Consider the following 21274-nt stretch of genomic DNA (forward strand, 5'->3'; position numbering starts at 1 on the left):
AGGATTCGAAAATGCTAAAACGGAATAAGAAAACGAAGAGCCAGTTAAGTGTGATTGTGGGCTACGTAGCTGTACTTTTATCACTTGCAGGATGTGTGAGCAAACCCGAAGAGACAATGTTGAAAGCAGAGCCTTTACAAAGTACTCCACCCAATATTCTGTTAATACTATCTGATGATCATGCGTGGAACGATTATAGCTTTATGGGGCACGAAATTGTTCAGACGCCAAACTTGGATAAGTTAGCACAAGATGGCGTAACGTTTACTAAAGGTTATGTACCTACCTCACTTTGTCGGCCATCATTAGCGACAATAGCCACAGGTCTTTACGCGAGTCAGCACGGTATTACAGGTAACGACCCGTCGCGAGAAATTTCTGGTGGGAAAGAGGGGAATGAGTACCTTCAGCAGCGTTCAGACATTATTGCCAAAATCGACGACGTACAAACACTCCCAGACCTGTTAAGAGAGAAAGGATATGCCTCTTTACAGACAGGGAAGTGGTGGGAAGGAAGTTTTCAGCGCGGTGGATTTGATGAAGGTATGACCCGAGGCTTTCCTAGCCCAGGAGGGCGCCACGGTGATGAGGGTTTGAAAATTGGCCGCCAAGGTGTAGATACCATCACTGACTTCATCGACCGAACAAACGAGGCCGATAAGCCGTTTTTTGTTTGGTACGCTCCGTTTATGCCGCATTCCCCACATACTCCCCCAAAGCGAATACTATCGAAATACGCAAAATACGACTTACCGGAGTCCATTGCTAAATACTATGCGATGATCGAATGGTTTGACGAAACGAACGGCCAGTTATTTGACCATCTTGAGAAGCGTGGACTAACTGACAATACCTTGATTGTTTACGTTTCGGATAATGGCTGGGTAACTAATCCAAAGCAGACGGACAGATTCTTGCCGCAGTCGAAACAAAGTCCCAATGAAAGTGGTGTACGCACACCAATTATTTACTCATTACCCAACTCATTCAAATCGGAATTCAGACAGGAAAGAGTCAGTAGTATAGACATTGTGCCCACCATCTTAGGCGCAGTAGGGATTTCTGTACCTGAGAAACTGCCAGGTCTTAATCTCTACGATAATTTGACTTCTGGAGAGGAGATAGAAAGAGAGACCATCTTTGGCGAGGGCTTTGCGCACGATATGGATGATTTAGACGATATAGAGTCAACACTGCTCTATCGCTGGGCAATCAATGGTGATTGGAAGCTGATCGTGAGTTACGACGGTAAGAATGTCAGTTATCAAAAGTATCACGATAAATTCTTAGTTGGGCCAAGACTTTACAATCTCGCTGACGATGAGTTCGAGCAAGTTAATCTAGCTAAGCAGTATCCAGACAAAGTGAAAATGTTAATGAATGAAATTAAGGGTTGGTATTCATTGGAAAAGCGAAATGTCATCCAATAGGTAATTCTGTGGCCTGTAGGTGCTTACTTACAGGCCATTCTAATTCTCTTATTTAAGATCTTTTTGTAGCCGATAAATCGTGATGCTGTTCGCGATTATTACACTCACTTCAAGCAAAACCCCGCCAACAGAGCCCAAATAGACATTGTTTGTAAGCCAAAAGAATGCACCACAAATAAATAGTTTTCTCATTAGGATGCCGTCAGCATAGAAAATTGCATAGGTCCCAAAGCAAGCACCGAAAATAGGGCAGAGGTCTATAGGCTGGTGGACGTTGAATGCACCCCACACAATATTTATTACGATAAATAAAGCGCCAATATATCTGTGATTGGCTTTTATCGAGATGATAGTACGAAAAAAATTTAAAAAATTCGCTATGGTCCCAGTTACCGAGCCTAAAAAGAAAAAGTGTGCGGTTTGAAATGAAAACATCACTATCAAGCTTAGCTTTAATTTGATGTCGCTTTTGTGGGTAAAGGAGTAAGTAGCCACTAAAAAGGCAAGTACGCCAAATATCTGACCGAGCAATTCATAAGACATGATAATGATGTACTCTTAGGAAGAATAAAACTGGGCTCAAAAAATACGCACGAGCCCAGAAGCTGTGTGACTTAATCGCCAAATTCTCGGATTAAGCTGTTGATTGTTTCCTTGGCGTCACCCAAAATCATGCGGGTGTTATCTTTGAAAAATAGCGGGTTGTCCACTCCGGCAAAGCCTGCATTTGCCGAACGTTTTAACACGAATACTGTTTTGGCTCGGTATGCTTCAATAACAGGCATACCGTATATTGGACTACCTTTCATTTCTTTTGCTGCAGGGTTGACTACGTCATTAGCGCCGATGACGATAACGACATCATAATTTTCCATGCGGGGATTTACATCATCCATTTCGTAGAGCTGATCGTATGGCACGTCTGCTTCTGCAAGGAGTACGTTCATGTGGCCTGGCATGCGCCCTGCGACGGCGTGAATGGCATAGTCTACGGAACATCCATTTTCCTCTAATAACGTATGCAACTCTCGCACTGCATGCTGAGCTTGGGCAACCGCCATTCCATAGCCAGGCACTACCAGTACCGCCTGAGCTGCTTCTAGCACATAGAATGCATCTTGGGGCGATAAAACCTTAATTTCGCCCGTGATCACTTCACCTTGTTCAATGGGTTTTGAAAAGCCGGATAGTAGAACATTCATCAGCGAGCGGTTCATGGCTTTGCACATGATATTAGTTAATATTAGACCAGATGCGCCAACTAACAGGCCTGTTACTATCAAAATGGTGTTACCTACCGCTAGACCGGCTGCGGTTGCTGCAATACCTGAATAGCTATTGAGTAATGCAATAACAACCGGCATGTCAGCACCACCTATTGATATAGTGGCCCAAAGTCCGAAGCTTAATCCTATAGCAATGATTATGTATAACCATAAGGTATTAGCGGGATCGGTAACAAACATATAGCCGACGAGGACCATTGCCACTAGATGCAAGATACTGAGTTCTCTTAGCCCTGTAAAAATGAGTGCTTTTGATGATAATTTGCCAGAAAGCTTGCCCCAGGCTATTACAGAGCCGGAGAAAGTTACACCGCCGATAAGAAGTGTTAACAGTACCGTAATGAAAACAAAGCCGCTTGCAGTAACAAGCATTTGCTGTGACATGCCGCTTACTGTAGCCCATCCAAGTAATAGCGACGCCGCGCCACCAAAACCGTTGAACAAGGAGACCATTTCAGGCATCTGGGTCATCTGTACACGTTTAGCTTTCCATGCGCCATATAGTCCGCCAACAAGTATCCCCAACGCTATAAAGTGGTAGCTAATTATCTGTTGGTCTAGCAAAGTGACTATCACGGCAATAAACATACCTACTGCTGAGACGAGGTTGCCTTTGCGTGCAGTCGACGGGTGACTAAGTAATTTCAATCCAAAAATGAAAAGCCCAGCAGAGGCTACATAGGCAAGGTTTATAAGTATTTCTAAAGTCATATTTGCCATTCTCTTAGCTATTGTCTTTTTTCTTAAACATGCCGAGCATGCGATCAGTCACAAGATAGCCACCGATGACATTGATGCTGGCCAACGTAACCGCGGCTGTACCTAAAACGGTTGTTAACACGCTATTATCTGCGCCCGAAGCAACTAGCGCCCCGACTAGAGTAATTCCTGAAATAGCGTTAGAGCCTGACATTAATGGGGTGTGCAGTGTAGCCGGCACTTTACGAATTAATTCAAAGCCGAGAAAAGCAGCGAGCAAAACTATAAAGAGTAAATAAATGATTTCCATGATTAAGCGCCCTTGTATGCGTTTATCAGTGTTTCGTTTGTAATCTTTCCGTCATGGGTTACGACAGATGAGGCGAGAATTTCATCATCAAATGACACATCAAAGCGTAAGGGGTCATTTTTTGTGAATTCGTCTAGAAGATTAAACACATTATTGGCATACATGTCGGTTGCAGCTCGTGATACTTCTTCACTCCAGTTTCCAGAACCAATAACTGTGACTTGATTGATAACTGAAATTTTACCTGGCTCTGAACCTTCGACATTACCCCCTGAGAGTGCAGCCATATCGACCACAACGCTTCCCGGCTTCATCAATGAAAGTGTTTCTTTATTAATCAGCACCGGAGGCTTGCGTCCAAACAATTGGGCAGTTGTTATGACAATATCCGACGTGGTTATAGCGTCTTTTTGAGCGTCTGCTAAAACACGTTTTTGCTCATCAGTCAGTTCTTTGGCATAGCCGTCTTTTGTTTGTCCGGTCTCTCCAATATCGACTTTTAAGAATTTACCGCCCAATGATTCCACTTGCTCTGCAACCACGGGACGAGTGTCGTAAGCGAGCACGTTCGCTCCTAATCTTTTTGCGGTTGCAATTGCTTGCAACCCAGCAACGCCGGCACCGATTACAAAAACCTTTGCAGGCTTAATAGTGCCTGATGGAGTCATCATCATTGGTAATATTGAAGGAAGGTAGTTCGCTGCCTTCATCACCATAACGTAACCTGCGAGACTTGCTTGTGAACTAAGCGCATCCATTTTCTGTGCTCGAGAGCTGCGGGGGATCATTTCTACCGAAAGAGTCGTTAAATTGGACGCCGCCAGTTTGCTAACAAGCGGTTGTTGAAAAAACGGGTCTATATGGCCGATAACGAGTGTGTTGGCTTTCAGTGTCGTAACTACATGTTCACTAGGGCTATTTACACATGCTAATACGTCAACTTCGCCAGCAATGTCGTTGGATGTGGCAACGATCTTGGCACCTGCTTCCTCAAAATCGCTGTCTGTATAATGCGATAGTAAGCCAGCGTTACTTTCTAGGTAGACGGCAATACCTTTTCGAACGAGTTTCAAAACGGTAGCAGGGGTAGCGGCGCATCGCCGTTCAATGTGCTCGTGCGATGACGATTGCTGAGCTTCGTTTAAAATTAGGATTTTCAACTATATCTCCTTTCCTAAAACATTGAGGAGAATGAGAAATCTCATTCAGTATACTTTTCTGTCGTTTACTGATGCGTTTAAATGAAACCCTACTGGAGCGTCGAACAAGAGTATGCGGCCGGTGTCGATATTATTGTTGGATTGACACCGAAGCTACTTTCTTTACTAAAGGGATTTTAGTCTAAGTGAAATACGCGTTTGAGATCCGTCGTCACAGGAGAATTGTCCTCATGGGTATCCATTATATCTGCCATATAGTTCCACCATTTTTTTACAATAGGCTTAACGGGTAAATCATCCATTGAATGATTGTCGTCCCGTTTCAAAACCGCAAAAAGCTTGTTTGAGCTCTCCTCATAAAAAATGCTGTAGTCTGAGACTCCGGCTTCTTTCAGCTGCACAGCGAGCTCTGGCCATATCTCATCGTGGCGTTTTTCATATTCTTTTTGGAAGCCAGGTTTCAGCGTCATTACGAATGCAATCTTTTCCATATTTTATCTACCAAAATTGCTAAGGTAAGTCTGCCATTGCGCTGTGGTTGTTATTTCACCTGCACCTTCCCAGCCATAACCTGCGTGATAATTTAATGACCCATCAGACGACGATTGCGTTACTAGCCAAATATGACTGTTGTCTTTTATTTTAGATGGGGTATGAATGATTTTTCTCACTTTAGCGGGATCTATAAGTGCGCCAGTGCCCAAACCTTGACCGTCTATTATTTCCCACGCAGCAACCCAGCCATCTTTCTCGCTTTGATAAACTGTTGCGTTTTCATCGTGCGTTGCTACTCCTATTGCAATAGGAATTGAGGCAGGCTTACCGTTAAGTGAAAACGTAGAGTCGACTTGATACATCCTAGAGCCAAGCGTTAGCGAAACGCTCTTCTTTTCGTTTACCAGTCCAATGGGTGTTTCAAACTCGTAATAGAGGATGAACCGTACCTCTTCCGCGTTATTTTCAAGTATTTCATATCGCGTAAAGCTGTGAGCATAGTAAGGCGTTTCATTAATCCAAACCGCAGAACCGCCAACGCCCCGACTTATGCCCGTGTGGTATGGGTCGTAGCCTTCACCACGGTCTTCATGATAAGACTTACCTGCAAAATGCATGGCGTACCACTTGTCTATAATCGAATAATCGACTTTTTTGAGCCAAGCGTCGACGCCGCTTGCATGGCCGGCTAGTGGGGCTGCTGGTCCGTACACTCTGAATGCGACTTTATCATTTTCCCATGCAAAGTCATCACGCCTTTGTGGGACAAACTTTGCGTATGACTTTACCTTCGTTTGTTCGACATTACTTTCATTAACCTTAGCCACTGAAGTCTCAGATGAGCAGCCAATTGTCGCTAGCCCCATCAGCATTGAAAGTGCAACACACGTTTGCTTATGATTAAACATTAACATCTCCTGAAGAACTCGGTCTAAGTAGTATGACAAACCGAGTCTCTAATGAAGCGCTAGATTAACCTTAAAAGCCAATAAATTAGCGCCTTGATTGTTTGTGATGGATATTGCACCAAAGTGACCATTAATGCAACATTATAGGTTGCAGAAAAAACTCCTTAAAATGCTGATTTTAATGTAAGTCAATGAAAATAGATTGTTAGCGCAATAGCTGTCGATTAATTCACACTTCCTAATATTAACCTGTCATTAACAATTTGGTTGATAGTGATTAACTTGTGATCTATTGTGATTGCGTTTTGATTGACAATGATTGTTTAAGGGAGAGTATGGATGTTGAAATTTACTGCTAAAAAATTGCAAGTAGCCGTTGCAGTGTCATCTGCTATTGGATGCTTATCGAGTAATGCCTACGCACAAGACATTGATTCAGCCGCCGATAATCGGAAAGAAACTGAGGTTATCGAAGTAAGAGGTATAAGGAGTGCGTTGGCCAGTGCACTTGCGGAAAAGCGCTCTGCTGATAGTATTAAGGAAGTTATTCAAGCTGAGGATATAGGTAAGCTTCCTGATCAAAACTTGGCAGAAGTATTAGAAAATATTACGGGTGTTCAGATTGATCGTACTGCTGGTGTTGGCACTGGTGTTCAAATTCGCGGTACAAGTGCAAACCGAGTAGAAATAAATGGCGTTTCGACTGTTGGAAGCGGCAATGGCCGTTCAGGTATTAGTTTTGATGATTTGCCCGCAGCACTTATTTCGTCTTTAGAAGTCATAAAGGTTCCGTCAGCTGAAACTATAGAAGGCTCTGTTGGTGGAACAATAAACTTGAGAACACTTCGCGGTTTAAGTCTCAAAGAGCAGTTAATATCTGTGCGAGCGCAGGCAGAAAACAGCGATTTAGCAGATGCGACATCGCCAAGAGTCTCGGCTACGTTTGGTGATAGCTATGATACTGATTATGGTCGAGTTGGAATTGTACTAACTGGTAGCTACGCTGAGCAGCAAGTGGCCTCTTTTGATCCCCGTTTTGATAGGGATAGAGAGGTCTTACCGGACTCTGGAAGTGGTAGTGCAGAAGCATTCCCGTTTTTACGAGCACAGTTTTTAGACCAAGTTATATCTCGGTATGAATATGAAACAAAGAATTTTACTGGCTCTATAGAATTTGAGCCCGTAGACGATCTTAAGTTCTATTTCGATGCTACGCTAAATAGACAAGAGCGCGCCCAAAAAAGCTCTCGCGCATTTATCTCTGGCACCGGCGGGGCAGCTGTTGTCGATAACACAAACAATACTTCATTTGAAACAGTCAACTTAGGGACAATTGACGGACCTAATGGACCTTTAAATTTAGGTGAAGTACAGGCGGTGCTTACCGGAACATTAGGTGTGGGCGTAGATGGCAATAATAACAATATTGACCCAAACCTGAGAACGAGTGTTAATACTGGTTCACGTTTCACCGATAGCGACGTCTTCGCTACGGGGTTCACATGGCTCCGGGATAGGTTAAAGCTTTCCTCTGAAGTATCTTACTCGAGTTCAGATTCATTTTTCCCCCGTTTAAACACAACATTGGACTTCATTAATCCCAATGGACCGCAACCTAGTGAAGGGCTTAGCATAGACAACGGTGTACCGGTTGAGTTTGATGCATCTGATCGCACGTTACAATTCGGTATTGCCCAAGGAGCAGAATTCGGGCCTTCAGACCAAGATCTTCTCAATCCAGCGAACTATGCGCTAAGAGGAGTTGGTGTTGGTAGAAATACACAAGAAAACGCTGAAACTGCATTTAGAATTGATGCGGACTATGATATTTCCGACCTTAATCCCTATTTTTCAGGAATAAAAGCGGGTTATCGCTGGAATAAGAACACAGCGTTAAGCAGTGACATCAATACCGCATCAAATTTTTCAAATCCAAACACGTCGTTCTACCGACCAACTGCTGATTTATTCTCTAGCATTGTCAGCGCAGGTCCCTCTAACTTTAACGATGCTGACGGTAGAAGGTTGTACATTGAGAATTATTTGACCATTAACAGCGATTTGTCTTTTTCAGATCCAGATGCGGTTATCAACGCTCTCAATGAATCAATCGAGGAGAATAACGCGCTTCAAATTGCCAATGGTAGTATAACGGAGGGCTATCCGCTGCTGTCTCAGCCTGAGCTGCAGCTAGACTCCTTTTTTGATATTGAAGAAGAAACAAGTGCATTGTATTTACAAGGCGACTATTTCTTTTACATTAACGATATTACCTTTCGCGGAAATGTGGGCTTGAGGTACGTTGATACAGAAGTGACCTCCGTGGGCAACAATATAGAAAATGGAGAAGTCACCGGTCTGCGTGAGGAAACTTCTTCATACGAGTATTTCCTTCCACGATTCAATATAGTGTCTGAAGTTATTGATGATGTCGTCATACGTGCAGGTGTTGCAAAAGATATACGTAGACCGAACTTTGATAACCTTTCTACGTCGGTTAACTTTCCGGGTGGTGCCGGTGCAGCTGTTAGAGTCGGTAACCCCGCTTTAACCCCAGAAGAAGTAATATCCTATGATTTATCTGCAGAATATTACTTTTCAGAGTCTAGCTTTGTTAGCGTTGGCCTATTCCACAAAGAGCGAACAGACATCTTTGCCGCGGTTCGGGATAATCCGGAAGAGCCAATTGGTGATAATGGTCAAATTGAGCGGGACATTACGGCGCCCTGTGAAGGTGGCGGTATTTATAATCCAACGGTTACCGACCGGAATGTGTGGTCGTCAGTTCCTGGTACGGGAATATGCGTACCGCTTCAAACCACAATTAACTTGCCGAATGAAGAAACTCAAACAGGTGTTGAATTTGCGTTTCAACACGATTTATCAGCTTATGAAAAAGAGCTTGGATGGGCATCAGGTTTTGGGGTAATAGCTAATTATACCTACCAAGAATCGGGAGCAGGTATAGAAACTTTCCGTCCTGCAACGGGTGACGCTAACGCATTGAATAAGCTTTTGGGAAGAACCGATACCGATCAGTCTACTGCAACGCTCGCCGATGATATTGTAGAAGAACGCATTGAACTGGAGGATTTATCTCAAAATGCGTACAACATTACTTTGTTTTACGATAAGTATGACTTGAGTGTTCGTGCCCGATATACGTGGCGCTCAGCCTTCAAAACGGGAGATTTGATAAGCTTTGATATGCCTCGTATAGTGGATGACAGAGCCCAGCTGAACATGAGTGTAAGTTATGATATCAACGACACATTCACAGTGGGTCTAGATGGTATCAATCTGCTACGTGAGGATAGAACGGAGTGGTGTGTAAACGAAGGGGCATTGTTATGCGCTCAGGGTCTTACCGATAGGCGTATAGTCTTAGGGATAACTGCCAGCCTTTAAATACCCTATTAACAGTCTCCATTTAAATTTGCCCCTTACTTTATTGTAGGGGGCATTTTTTATTATTAAAAAAATTCTTTCAATACGCTCAAGTTTAGACCGCGAAAATTTAAACCTTCCCATGCGTTATCAGCGGCAAATAGCTGTTGTCTACTCAGTATCTCGGCTATCGCAATTTAACAACTCATTCAAAAGTAGCTCCTTAATCTCGGCGCCCCAATCTGAGTAAATGTAAGGGCTGTCAGCTTGTCTAAATTAATAATAGACTTATGATTTTTCACTATTGTGACTGAATGTGCTCATTTCTGATTCAAAAAGGTTGTGTTAATGATATTGTTAATTCGGTGTTAATTTCCCAATTTTAAGAAGCTTTTTTAGATTTTAAGATTTGCAAAGCACTGAAGTAAATAGTGTTTTTCCTTTCGGCGGAAGTTGACACTTATCTCATTTGTTAAATTTTAAGGATAAAAGATGAGTCACACAATAAAACATAGCTTAATTTATTTAGCTTGCGTGTCGGCGCTCTACATCTCTCATGAGTCTCAAGCTCAGGACACAGCGAAAGAGAAAGATGTTGAGATCGTTCAGGTACTTGGAATTCGTTCATCATTAACTGGCGCGTTAGATAAAAAACGTTCCGCCGACAGCGTTGTAGATTCTATTTCAGCTGAAGATCTTGGGAAATTTCCAGACCAGAATATTGCGGAGTCTCTACAGAGGATTTCTGGTGTCTTTATTGATAGACAATCCGGCGAAGGCTCAAAAGTTACAGTGCGCGGTTTCGGACCAGAATTTAATACAGTTAGGCTAAACAATAGAACCATAGCAACCATTGAGACTGGCGAGGTTGATTACTTTTTTTCTGACGTCAATCTTTCTAGGGCATTTGATTTTCAAGCTTTAGCTGCAGAGGTTCTAAGCGGTGCCGATGTCGTTAAAAGCCCAACGTCTGATATGTGGGAAGGCAGTTTAGGTGCCAGCGTTAATATGCATACTGCTCGACCTTTAAATAATATTGGCTTTCATATGACAGGTTCAGCACAAGCCCGGTATCAGGATTTAGGGGAAGAGTGGGGGCCTCGATTATCTGGGCTTATAAGTAACACATTTGCTGAAGATTCAATGGGATTACTCTTTGCGGTGTCTTATGAGGACAGAAAGACCAGGCTAGAGGAGCATCGCGGGGGAGCTTGGTCTTATTACAATGGCCCTACTGTTGATTCAGACGAACTTGTAGAATTTCGCTTTCCTCAAGAAATGGGGCAAAGTTTTACCATTGATGATAGAAAGCGTTTAAGTATTAATAGTACGTTTCAGTATGAGCCAAGTGCTGACATGGGCATGACAGTTGATGCTTTATACGTTGACTTTAAGCGAACTACAATGACTCAAGGTATTAACGCGCCGATGCAGTTTCCGTTTTTTTCCAATGTTGAAATTAATGAAAATGGCACGGCTACGTCGTTTGTTAAAACTTTTGGCCCTGTAGACTATCGCTTTGAAGAGGGGGGCGGCGATAGCGAAACTCTTGCATTAGGGTGGAATGGTTTTCTCTATTTGGATAATGGTGTGTCATTTAACGCTGATATTTCTTGGTCGCGTGCTACTGCACGAAATGATGCAACGAGACTACAAGCAGCGATAAAAGACAATAACCCATGGAATGACCCGCTATCTCCTGGAAGCGTTGATGACCCAAAAGCTGGTGAGACAAGTCCAGACTTCGAGACAAATATTATCACTTGGGAAAATGGGGATGTTCCGTCTTGGTCGACTTCTCTTGATTTAGCCGACCCTGCAAACGCTCGTGCTCACGTTGCGCTAACACCTTCTATTGAACTAGAGGATGAGGTTTTCGAGAGTAAATTTGATGTTGGATTTGAATTAGATTTAGGAGCAATTCGCGGTCTTCAAACCGGGGTGTTTTATAGTGATCGTAAAAAAGGCGCACTGCCTTTTAACTCGGGAATTTACAGGCCAAACGCACCAGAAGGACCTTTCGATCCGGGCTATAATTCCGCTGGTACCTTATTCTGGGATTCAAATTTTGTTGCTCCTTTTGACCCAACGGATGGAATCCAATCGCCATGGGAAGGGATTAATGTGCCCAATGGGCCAAGACCAAATATGGGTGGCCGATTCTTTTCATTACCAGTAGATATTTTCACACCTGTTTCTGTGGCTGGTTTACTTAGTGACTCAGGCGCTAGCTTTCCTACATCATTTTTATTAACTGACAAAGATGGTTACTGCGAAGCTGTGCGTCAAGGGTCAGGAAATAGCGATGTCTGTTCTTCTCAAGCCCGCCCTGACCTAGCACGTGATGTAGAGGAAACAACATATGGTGCTTATGTTAGATTAGATCTTGATGGAGAATTTAAGGCGTTTCCTTGGACTGCAAATTTTGGCCTAAGGTATGTAGAGACTGATACCACTGCTTCTGGCCCTTCGGTCGAGTTAATTAGAATTGATCCGGTAGATGCTGACGGAGCAACATCAGGTTTAGACTACGTGACGACAGAAAGACAAATAATTGAAAAGAAAAATTCGTACTCCAATTTACTCCCTAGTTTGAATGCGAAAATTTCACTGAGTGATAATGTAGATTTAAGAACAGCAGTAGCGAAAGTTATTACGCGACCAAATTTAGGTGATATTACTCCAAATCAAAGTTTTAGCGGTTTGTACGGATTATCTACACGTCGTTCTAATAATACTGATTTGCAGCCTTACGAAGCATGGCAATACGATGCTTCTTTAGAGTATTACGCCGACAACGGTAACGCCTTTTCAATATCACTATTCTATAAAGATATTGAAAGGTTTATCTCTGAAAGTACTGAGCTCGTTTCATCTGGTTTTAGCCATCCGGCTTTTGGTGAAATTATATTTCGTGATACTACAGATAGAAATCGAGAAGGTGGGTCTATTCAAGGCTACGAGCTCGCTGGCTTGATGTACTTTGATTTTCTTCCAGGTTTTCTAAGTAATGCAGGTATACAAGCGAACTATACCTTCGTAACTGGTCAAGACGACGAGGCGCTTGCATCGCCTCAAGGGTTACCTCTATCGACCGCTCCAGGAAACGGATTGGAAGGTTTTACACCTCATTCATACAATATAGTTGGGTTCTACGAAGATGATAACTTCTCTGCAAGAGTCTCATGGAACTGGAGAGACCAGTTTTTAGTGAAGCGGACTGGGCTCGCCGGTATCGCTGAACACTTTGACGCATATGGGCAGTTAGACTTAGGGTTCGGTTATGCATTAAGTGAAAATACAAAAGTCACGTTAGATGTGAGTAACTTATTGGATGAAAATACTATTAAGTTCGCAGATGTCAGAGAGCGTGTAATTCTGAATGAATACACCGGTAGGCGTTTCCTCCTTGGCGTTCGCTCTACCTTTTAATATATGAGAGATTCCCTTCAGGGCAATCCTGAAGGGAATGAGGTGCTAAAGACTTCCCCCTTGACAGAGTTCGCAGCTCGCAAATTGCCTTTTCAGTCCAATCTATTCCATGATTAATATCCACATTTAATGGTGATTAAAGTGGTAAATTAAGATAGTTATCATGTTTAAAAGTGAATAAATCTTTTCTAGTGAGCTGTATAGTGATTTTCTATAATATTATTTTAAATATCGCATTATATTGTGAATTTATTTATATAAGTCTATTATGAAAGGATAATTATGGTATTTATATTTAACATTCACCATTGAGGGGTCTTTATGACTACAAAGGATGGTACTGAAGTTATTCACAAAGCTTTGGCTGCATATCAGGTTAGGTTAACTGAGGCTACTAGCACGCTAGAAAAGCACTTAAAAGCGGCGCTCAATTCTGGCGATGTAGTAGGCGGTGTTGCCAGCTTTAATAGGATTTTAGATGAGTACACCAAACAACATCAGTTAGATTTAGGTACTGTAGCTATGTTATCGGGTGTTTCTAAAAATACGATGACTCGTCTTAAAAAAACCGTCGAGAGTTCGAGGTTGGAAACCATTGGCGCTGTTCTTGATGTAATGGGACTGGAGCTTGTTATCGCAAGAAAAGGAACTGAGAGTGAGTAAAATTAATCGTCAAGGGGCGATTTATGCCAATGAGGCTTTGGCCGGTTATCTCACTGAGTTTCACAACGAAGGTAAAGTCTCTTACAGATTTCAATACCGGCCTAAGTATCTGGAAAGCGGAGCTCCAATAGGCTTCTGCTTTCCGTTGCAAAAAGAAGCATTTGAATTTGATACTTTTCCGACGTTTTTTGAAAATCTATTAAGCGAAGGGTGGATAAAGATGTATCAAACCTCTAAAACGCAGTTAGATAAAAAAGATGAATTCGGTTTGTTATTACACAATGGAAAAGTCTTGATTGGTGCAATATCTGTCACAAATATGGAAAAGGACTTTATCGTATTATGAGGCCTCAATTAGGGCAAATTTCTTTAAAAGCAAATAGTGCACCCTATTCTCCTTCATTCTTGAAGAATATGTTCGGGTTAAGCCATCTGCCTGATACTGGATTATTGGTTAAAGGTGATCAAGAATCCTTTAATCGAGTTGCCCCCGAGTATTTAGATGGGCAGTCCATATCGGGCGTTCAAAAAAAGCTTTTTATGGACTTAGAGGGCGACTACCTTGTGCCAGTAAAAGGGCACGGACGATTTATCGTTAAGCCAGCGCCAGAGAATCTCGCGCATTTACCGGAAAATGAACATGCAATGATGCAACTGGCTCGTTTTTGTAAGTTCAATGTTGCTGATAACGCACTGGTTCCCTTCGAAAACGGCGAGTTTTGTTATGTAACTCGAAGGTTCGATTTAATGAAGGATGGACGAAGATTGTTTGTTGAAGATGCTGCAAGTATTTGCAACGTGCATTCTTCTAACAAGGGCAGCGATAATCTCTCATATGAAGGCATTCTAAGAGCCCTCTATGAAGCCAGTGGCCGTAACATGGCTGTTATTTATAATGGAGTAAGGCAAGTCTTATTTTCTTATCTTATAGGGAATAATGATCTTCACTGTAAGAACTTCTCCATGTATCGAAACCCCGATGATATGACGATAAGAATGCGAGACTTTACTCCGATTTATGATGTATTGTCTGTAGCTCCTTACAGGGAGTATTACAACGAAGACTTAACTCTTTGCGTTCTTGAAACTGAGCTAGATGCTGTTTTTAGTCCGTCATATGAGATCGCGGGGCATTATACATTCGAATGTTTCCTCACTCTTGCGACCAATCTTGGGTTAGTTGAAAGCGCGTCAAAAAAGCTAATTACCCAGTTGTGTTTAGATGTAGGTAAGTATTTTAAACCAGTTCTCGAAGCTTCCTCTAGCCCAGACAAACACATAATATCGAACCATATAAAAGAGAAGTTATCGAGGCTTGGTCGGTATATTGATTGATATCAGTTCAGCTTAAAAAAGTTGCCTCAAGCCTCCACCTTAAGCTGAACTTTATGTTGTGCGATAACTAGCCTTTCATATCTTCAAGTTCTAAGCCTTTCGTTTCATAGACAAAACGCACGACAAATATAATTGATAGCAGAGAAAACAATGCGTAAAGCCCATAAGCACCGGCAAGACCAATTCCTGCGAGCAACATTGGGAACGACCATGTTATAAGAAAATTCGTTGACCATTGAACTAATCCACTTACTGCCAGACCTGAACCCCGAAGTTGGTTCGGAAACATCTCCCCAAGCATTACCCACATTACGGGGCCCCAGGAAAAATTAAAGCAAAATACGTAAAGATTAGCTGCAATCAAAGCAACAGGACCCCATTCATTAAGGGCAAGTCTGCCATCGCTATTTTGCTCGGCATTTAAAAATGCAATTGTGAGGATCACAAGTGTGACTGACATTCCAATTGAGCCCCACTTTAGTAATGGTTTACGCCCAACCTTATCAATTATTGCTAAAGCGACTAGACAAGCAGCAATACTTATCGCACCGCTGATAACATTGATTAACAGTGCATCCGATTCAGAAAAACCTACGGCTTGCCATAAAACAGCCCCGTAGTAGAACACTACATTGATACCAACAAGCTGCTGAAGTGCAGCTAAGCCTATGCCTACCCACACTATGGATTTTAATTTACCTGTTGTTTTATCAACTAAGTCTCTTAATTGTGGTTTATGGTCTTTTGACAAAGAAGCCTTTATTTCTGCAAGTTTATTCGCACCTTGAGTACCATACAGTTTATTTAGTACAAAGCTTGCTTCATCGGTCTTCTGTTTCACCACGAGGAATCGAGGGCTTTCTGGAATGAATAGCAGCATAAAGAAGAATAGTGATGCAGGAGCAATCTCCATCCAGAACATCCAACGCCACGCTTCAAAATCTAGCCAAAGCATTTGCGTTGAGCCTGAAGCATAATCGGCAAGAAAGTAATTGCTAAGGAAAGCGGTGAAAAGTCCAGCGATAATGGCTATTTGCTGAATCGAAGCGAGCATGCCTCTATATTTTGCAGGAGATACTTCTGCAATATAAGCAGGTGCCATAACAGAAGCTGCGCCAACGGCAAGTCCCCCAATAATTCGATAAATCACAAACTCGAAACCACTTGTCGCAATTCCTGAGCCACAGGCACTTATCAAAAAGAATGTTGCTGCTATTAGTAGTAGAAACTTCCGGCCATACTTGTCTGCGAGTCGTCCTGCAAAGAATGCACCCACAGCACATCCTAAAAGCATACTAGATACGTTGAATCCCGTTCCTACACTTTGTGAGTTGAACGCGGCTTGAAGACCATCAACCGTACCATTTATCACACCGCTGTCGAATCCGAAGAGGAAACCACCTATTGTGGCCACAATAGTAATAAACAGAATGAATCCATTGTTAGAGGACTCGTTTGAAAGGTCAATTGTTGTCGCTTTATCCATATTATTTTTCTCTATTGGTCACGTTCTTGTCTAGGAGTTGTTGTCATCAAACTTTTTGATTCGCTCTCAAATTTATTGAGCTTTGATGCCTGGCGGTATTCAACCGGCGTCTGGTCGAAATGCTTTCGAAATAGTGCATACATATACTGAACAGACGGATATCCACAGTGTTTAGCAATTTCGCTGCTGTGTACCTCGGTTTCTCTTAACATTCTGCAAGCACGATCCAGCTTTTCATTGTGTATTTCAGTATGAATACTATGCCCACGCTCTTCTTTAAAACGAGTTTCTAAATTCGAACGTGAAATACCTATTTGGTCTAGTACCTGATCGACTTTTATCCCTTTGCAAGCATTCATTCTTATGAAATGAGATGCCTGCATCACAAGAGGATCTTTGATGGCTTTGAAGTCGGTAGATTGCCTTTCTGCTACCGATACAGGTGGGACTAATAGTTGCGTGACTTTTGGAGGGCTGCCGAGTAACTGCCGGTGCAGCAGCTTTGCAGCTTGAAAGCCCATTTCGAGGCAACCCTGCCTGACAGATGACAGGCTAACGCGGCTTAAAAAGCGTGTAAGTTCATCATCATCAATTCCAATTACTGCAAACCGTTCCGGAATTAAGAGTCCTAAATGATCACATGCCTGAAGTAGATGCCTAGCTCGTGAATCTGTGACTGCAACTATTCCGGTAGGTGTGGGTAAACTCTTGAGCCAATCTGTAAGGCGTTTTTGAGAATATTGCCAAGTTTCGGCTCTAACGGCGTGTCCACGATAGACGTAACATTCATATCCGTGGCGCTTAGTTATAGCAAGCATTGCTTGTTCACGCTCTTGAGCCCACCTTTGCCCTTGGCTAATCGGACTTCCATAAAACGCGAACCTCTCAATACCTTTTTGCCGCAAATGTTCGAACGCTGCTTCAACTAGCGCATAGTTATCTGTTGCAACATAAGGTATGCCAGGGTAGTTCTCTTTATTCTGATAGGAGCCTCCAACGCCCACTACAGGAACCTTAGTGTTCAACAATGTTTGCTCAATGGCGGGGTTGTCGAAATCTGCAATAACACCATCACCGTGCCATTCATCAAAATGCTCTAGTCGAGTTAAGAAATCTTCTTCTAAATATAAATCCCAGTCAGCATTAGATGTTTGAAGGTAGCGCCCAATGCCTTCAATTATTTGCCTATCAAATATCTTACTTGCATTAAGGAGCAGCGTAATACTATGCGCTTTCTCGAACATGTCAGGTTCCTACGTATAAACAAATTACGTAATAGTTATTATGTTTATTGGTTAAACGCATACTAAACCAGGATGTGGTAATTAACAAAACGATTACAAAATTTCGTAATTGATATAAACGCTTTTAATAACCAACATCAGTACATAAGTTCTTATTTGTATGAGACAAGCCGATGTATATAGGAATAGATCTAGGCACCTCCGGTGTGAAAACGGTGTTAATAAACGAAGGTGGTAAGGTTGTTACCTCGGTAACTCGACCCTTGAGCGTATCTATGCCTTATCCGCTTTGGTCAGAGCAGGATCCAAACGACTGGTGGGAAGCTACTTGCGACAGTTTAGATGAACTGAGCAAAGAGATTGATTTGACCGAAGTTAAATCAATTGGCCTAAGTGGCCAAATGCATGGCGCTACCCTGCTAGATGGTGAAGGGAATGTGTTAAGACCTGCAATATTGTGGAATGACGGTCGCAGTTCGGAGGAATGCGATGACTTAGGTAAGCTAGTTCCAGATTCGTCTATTCGCACCGGTAACCTCATCATGGCCGGCTTTACAGCCCCCAAAATTCTGTGGGTTAAAAAGAATGAACCTGAAATATTCTCTAAAATAAATAAGGTTTTGCTTCCCAAAGATTTTTTGAGATATCAACTATCGGGAGAGTTTGGCACCGATATGTCTGATGCTGCAGGGACTGTATGGTTGAATACTGAATCTCGTTGCTGGGACGAAGAGCTATTGTCAGCTTGTGGCCTTAGTGCCGATAACATGCCGATACTTTACGAAGGCAGCAGTGTTACAGGAAATTTGAAAGAGTCTCTTCAGCGTCGATGGGGAATGCACAATGTAGTACTCGCTGGTGGAGCAGGGGATAATGCTGCCGGTGCTATTGGATGCGGCATTTATGAATCTGGTCACGCCATGCTGTCGCTCGGCACATCAGGCGTTTATTTTGCGGTTACCGATCGGTTTACTGTAAACACCGCCCAAGCTGTTCATAGCTTTTGCCATGCTATCCCCAATCGATGGCATCTGATGTCAGTGATGCTGAGTGCCGCAAGTTGCTTAGATTGGTACGCTAAGCAGAGCGGTTATATCGATGTCGGTCACATGATTGATGACGTGCAATCACACACCAGCCATCTAGATACACAAACCCCAGTATTCCTTCCTTATCTGACCGGTGAAAGAACTCCTCACAACAACCCTTCGGCAAAAGCTGCTTTTTTTGGCATATCTGCATCAACTGAGCGTGTACACATGGCGCGAGCGGTTATAGAAGGGGTCTCTATGGCTCTTGCCGATGGCATAGATGCAGTGCATCAAAGTGGTATTGCTGCCACCTCTATAAGTCTTATTGGCGGTGGTGCGCGAAGCACATTTTGGCGTCAGTTACTTAGTGATATTAGTGGCTACGAGTTGGAATATCGTGAAGGAGGGGATGTTGGACCGGCTTTAGGAGCGGCGCGTTTAGCGCAATTAGCGGCCAACCCAAGTTTAGATATCTCAGATGTCTGCTTCAAGCCTACGCTAGAGGAAACCTATGTGCCGAACAGCGAGGTCCATGTTGACTACCTCAGTAAACGACAAAAATTTAGAGAACTGTACTACGCCGTTGAACCATTCTTCTCTTGAAATCAAGTTAAGAGTAAAAATTTAGAAACGACAGCTACGTGGCCATTCAGCGCGTACAAAAAAGGAAAAATGATGAGTAACTATTTTGAAAGCATACCTTCAATTAAATATGAAGGACCGGAGTCAACTAACCCTTTGGCGTTTAAACACTATAATCCTAAAGAGATTATTGGTGAAAAAACAATGGAAGAGCACCTTCGCTTTGCAACGTGTTACTGGCACAATTTCTGTTGGGACGGTGCTGACGTTTTTGGTGGTGGCACATTTAATAGACCGTGGCTTGCTGCCGGCGACCCAATGGAGCGAGCTAAGCAGAAAGCAGATGTGGCGTTTTCTTTTTTTGAAAAGCTAGGCACGCCGTTTTACTGCTTTCACGATATCGACGTTGCCCCTGAAGGCGATTCAATACAAGACTATATTCGAAACTTCGCTGAGATGACCGATGTTTTAGCTCGTAAACAAGAAGAAACCGGGATGAAGCTCTTGTGGGGAACTGCAAACGTATTTAGCCACCCTCGTTACATGTCTGGCGCAGCTACCAACCCTAATCCTGAGATTTTTACTCGCGCAGCGACACAAGTCTACCATGCCATGAATGCCACTAAAGCTCTCGGTGGCGCTAACTATGTGTTGTGGGGTGGTCGTGAAGGCTACGAAACTCTTTTGAACACAGATTTAAAACGAGAACGTCAGCAGTTAGGGCGATTTATGAACATGGTTGTCGAGCATAAACACAAAATTGGATTTGATGGCCTACTCCTGATTGAACCGAAGCCACAGGAGCCTACAAAGCACCAATACGATTATGATACAGCCACTGTTTATGGTTTTTTGAAAGAGTTCGGATTAGAAAAAGAGTTCGCAGTCAATATTGAAGGGAACCATGCAACTTTGTCAGGGCATTCATTTCATCACGAAGTGGCGACTGCCTTTGCACTTGATATTTTTGGTTCTATCGATGCGAATCGCGGGGATGCTCAGCTGGGTTGGGACACCGATCAGTTTCCTAATTCAGTGGAAGAAATGACGCTCATTTGTTATGAAATTTTAAAGAACGGTGGTTATACATCAGGTGGGTTTAACTTCGATACGAAGCTAAGGCGCCAAAGCTTAGACGCCGAAGATCTGTTTTTAGGTCACATAGGCGGTATGGACACGTGTGCGTTAGGCTTAAAGAAAGCTTACGAGCTTATTTCAAACGACGTGCTAGGCAGTAATGTAAAGAGTCGCTATGCAGAATGGAACTCGGTGTTCGGACGAGAAATTCTTGATGGAAATATGTCGTTAGAATCCTTAGCCGAGCACACTAAAGTGAAATCCTTAGATCCCAAGCCTATTTCAGGAAAGCAGGAAGGTCTAGAGAATATTGTGAATCAGATCATTTACAAATAAAGCTTTACGATAGTCAAAAAAGCTGCAAATTTGCAGCTTTTTTTATGAGGCGAAGACAGTTTTACTCCTAGCTAGGGTCTTACAAAAAATCTTCTCGCATCGGGCTAAACATATCAATAAGGATACCGCCCGTTTCTGTTGTTGTACCATGCTCAACATGTGGATCGATAGCACAGCTATCACCTGCCTTTAATACCGTTAATTCGCCGCCGATGGTGAAGTTAAACTCTCCCTCTTCGCAATAGACTATTTGGGTATGACGATGGCTGTGAGCGTAGCCCTCTGCGCCCTTCTCAAACCATACTTTGACGGCCATAGCATCATTGTTATAAGCAAGTATTTGGCGCTTAATGCCGCCTCCCATATCTTCGACTACACCTAACTTTTCAGACATTCAGTTTCTCCCTACAATA

The 21274-nt window shown here is 42.8% G+C and carries 17 protein-coding genes; 8 read left to right on the forward strand and 9 right to left on the reverse strand.

Features of this window, described 5'->3' with window-relative positions:
* The first annotated feature begins 11 nt into the window (after positions 1-11).
* On the forward strand, positions 12-1430 hold the full coding sequence (locus AC27HD_RS17505) for a sulfatase family protein (protein WP_487107433.1): 1419 nt from the start codon (positions 12-14) through the stop codon (positions 1428-1430).
* A gap of 48 nt (positions 1431-1478) precedes the next feature.
* On the opposite strand, the gene AC27HD_RS17510 is transcribed toward AC27HD_RS17505, so the two are convergent.
* The 6 genes from AC27HD_RS17510 to AC27HD_RS17535 form a co-directional block, all read right to left on the reverse strand.
* Positions 1479-1973, reverse strand: coding sequence for a YgjV family protein (locus tag AC27HD_RS17510; RefSeq protein ID WP_487107435.1), 495 nt, complete (start codon positions 1971-1973; stop codon positions 1479-1481).
* A 71-nt stretch (positions 1974-2044) separates the two neighbouring features.
* Positions 2045-3427 (reverse strand): NAD(P)(+) transhydrogenase (Re/Si-specific) subunit beta, encoded by a 1383-nt coding sequence (locus AC27HD_RS17515; RefSeq protein ID WP_487107437.1) that lies wholly within the window; start codon positions 3425-3427, stop codon positions 2045-2047.
* Positions 3428-3440: 13 nt separating this feature from the next.
* Positions 3441-3725 (reverse strand): NAD(P) transhydrogenase subunit alpha part 2, encoded by a 285-nt coding sequence (locus AC27HD_RS17520; protein ID WP_487107439.1) that lies wholly within the window; start codon positions 3723-3725, stop codon positions 3441-3443.
* A gap of 2 nt (positions 3726-3727) precedes the next feature.
* Complete coding sequence (locus AC27HD_RS17525) at positions 3728-4885, reverse strand: NAD(P) transhydrogenase subunit alpha (RefSeq protein WP_487107441.1); 1158 nt, start codon at positions 4883-4885, stop codon at positions 3728-3730.
* 176 nt (positions 4886-5061) lie between these two features.
* The gene (gene rhaM / locus AC27HD_RS17530) at positions 5062-5376 is read right to left on the reverse strand and encodes an L-rhamnose mutarotase (RefSeq protein ID WP_487107443.1); all 315 of its coding nucleotides are present in this window, start codon (positions 5374-5376) and stop codon (positions 5062-5064) included.
* Positions 5377-5379: 3 nt separating this feature from the next.
* Positions 5380-6288, reverse strand: coding sequence for a DUF4861 family protein (locus tag AC27HD_RS17535; RefSeq protein WP_487107445.1), 909 nt, complete (start codon positions 6286-6288; stop codon positions 5380-5382).
* A gap of 339 nt (positions 6289-6627) precedes the next feature.
* Between AC27HD_RS17535 and AC27HD_RS17540 the strand changes: the two genes are divergently transcribed.
* The 5 genes from AC27HD_RS17540 to AC27HD_RS17560 all read left to right on the forward strand — a co-directional run bounded on the left by AC27HD_RS17540 (position 6628) and on the right by AC27HD_RS17560 (position 15105).
* Positions 6628-9696: a TonB-dependent receptor gene (locus AC27HD_RS17540; protein ID WP_487107447.1), complete on the forward strand. Its 3069-nt coding sequence runs from the start codon at positions 6628-6630 to the stop codon at positions 9694-9696.
* A 471-nt stretch (positions 9697-10167) separates the two neighbouring features.
* Positions 10168-13107, forward strand: a complete 2940-nt coding sequence (locus tag AC27HD_RS17545) for a TonB-dependent receptor (RefSeq protein ID WP_487107449.1) — start codon at positions 10168-10170, stop codon at positions 13105-13107.
* Between the two features lie 321 nt (positions 13108-13428).
* Positions 13429-13770, forward strand: coding sequence for a helix-turn-helix domain-containing protein (locus tag AC27HD_RS17550; protein ID WP_487107451.1), 342 nt, complete (start codon positions 13429-13431; stop codon positions 13768-13770).
* The gene (locus tag AC27HD_RS17555) at positions 13763-14116 is read left to right on the forward strand and encodes a HipA N-terminal domain-containing protein (protein WP_487107453.1); all 354 of its coding nucleotides are present in this window, start codon (positions 13763-13765) and stop codon (positions 14114-14116) included. Before AC27HD_RS17550 ends, AC27HD_RS17555 begins: the two co-directional genes overlap by 8 nt.
* Complete coding sequence (locus tag AC27HD_RS17560; protein ID WP_487107455.1) at positions 14113-15105, forward strand: HipA domain-containing protein; 993 nt, start codon at positions 14113-14115, stop codon at positions 15103-15105. Before AC27HD_RS17555 ends, AC27HD_RS17560 begins: the two co-directional genes overlap by 4 nt.
* 67 nt (positions 15106-15172) lie before the next feature.
* Here the strand turns inward: AC27HD_RS17560 and AC27HD_RS17565 are convergent, their stop codons facing one another.
* Positions 15173-16591, reverse strand: a complete 1419-nt coding sequence (locus tag AC27HD_RS17565) for a sugar porter family MFS transporter (protein WP_032096136.1) — start codon at positions 16589-16591, stop codon at positions 15173-15175.
* Positions 16592-16602: 11 nt separating this feature from the next.
* On the reverse strand, positions 16603-17835 hold the full coding sequence (locus AC27HD_RS17570; protein ID WP_487107457.1) for a XylR family transcriptional regulator: 1233 nt from the start codon (positions 17833-17835) through the stop codon (positions 16603-16605).
* 173 nt (positions 17836-18008) lie between these two features.
* Here AC27HD_RS17570 and xylB point away from each other — a divergent pair, with 173 nt between their 5' ends.
* Positions 18009-19469: a xylulokinase gene (gene xylB / locus AC27HD_RS17575; protein WP_487107459.1), complete on the forward strand. Its 1461-nt coding sequence runs from the start codon at positions 18009-18011 to the stop codon at positions 19467-19469.
* 72 nt (positions 19470-19541) lie between these two features.
* Complete coding sequence (xylA, locus tag AC27HD_RS17580) at positions 19542-20861, forward strand: xylose isomerase (RefSeq protein WP_487107461.1); 1320 nt, start codon at positions 19542-19544, stop codon at positions 20859-20861.
* Between the two features lie 79 nt (positions 20862-20940).
* On the opposite strand, the gene AC27HD_RS17585 is transcribed toward xylA, so the two are convergent.
* On the reverse strand, positions 20941-21255 hold the full coding sequence (locus AC27HD_RS17585) for a cupin domain-containing protein (protein ID WP_487107463.1): 315 nt from the start codon (positions 21253-21255) through the stop codon (positions 20941-20943).
* Positions 21256-21274: the final 19 nt, after the last annotated feature.

Source organism: Alteromonas sp. 4NS20-0143, assembly GCF_057542855.1.

Excerpts from the sequence above, each read along its gene's own strand:
- AC27HD_RS17505 (WP_487107433.1), top strand. The coding sequence starts at position 12 with ATGCTAAAACGGAATAAGAAAACGAAGAGCCAGTTAAGTGTGATTGTG.
- AC27HD_RS17510 (WP_487107435.1), bottom strand. The coding sequence starts at position 1,973 with ATGTCTTATGAATTGCTCGGTCAGATATTTGGCGTACTTGCCTTTTTA.
- AC27HD_RS17515 (WP_487107437.1), bottom strand. The coding sequence starts at position 3,427 with ATGACTTTAGAAATACTTATAAACCTTGCCTATGTAGCCTCTGCTGGG.
- AC27HD_RS17520 (WP_487107439.1), bottom strand. The coding sequence starts at position 3,725 with ATGGAAATCATTTATTTACTCTTTATAGTTTTGCTCGCTGCTTTTCTC.
- rhaM (WP_487107443.1), bottom strand. The coding sequence starts at position 5,376 with ATGGAAAAGATTGCATTCGTAATGACGCTGAAACCTGGCTTCCAAAAA.
- AC27HD_RS17535 (WP_487107445.1), bottom strand. The coding sequence starts at position 6,288 with ATGTTTAATCATAAGCAAACGTGTGTTGCACTTTCAATGCTGATGGGG.
- AC27HD_RS17540 (WP_487107447.1), top strand. The coding sequence starts at position 6,628 with ATGTTGAAATTTACTGCTAAAAAATTGCAAGTAGCCGTTGCAGTGTCA.
- AC27HD_RS17545 (WP_487107449.1), top strand. The coding sequence starts at position 10,168 with ATGAGTCACACAATAAAACATAGCTTAATTTATTTAGCTTGCGTGTCG.
- AC27HD_RS17550 (WP_487107451.1), top strand. The coding sequence starts at position 13,429 with ATGACTACAAAGGATGGTACTGAAGTTATTCACAAAGCTTTGGCTGCA.
- AC27HD_RS17560 (WP_487107455.1), top strand. The coding sequence starts at position 14,113 with ATGAGGCCTCAATTAGGGCAAATTTCTTTAAAAGCAAATAGTGCACCC.
- AC27HD_RS17565 (WP_032096136.1), bottom strand. The coding sequence starts at position 16,591 with ATGGATAAAGCGACAACAATTGACCTTTCAAACGAGTCCTCTAACAAT.
- AC27HD_RS17570 (WP_487107457.1), bottom strand. The coding sequence starts at position 17,835 with ATGTTCGAGAAAGCGCATAGTATTACGCTGCTCCTTAATGCAAGTAAG.
- xylB (WP_487107459.1), top strand. The coding sequence starts at position 18,009 with ATGTATATAGGAATAGATCTAGGCACCTCCGGTGTGAAAACGGTGTTA.
- xylA (WP_487107461.1), top strand. The coding sequence starts at position 19,542 with ATGAGTAACTATTTTGAAAGCATACCTTCAATTAAATATGAAGGACCG.
- AC27HD_RS17585 (WP_487107463.1), bottom strand. The coding sequence starts at position 21,255 with ATGTCTGAAAAGTTAGGTGTAGTCGAAGATATGGGAGGCGGCATTAAG.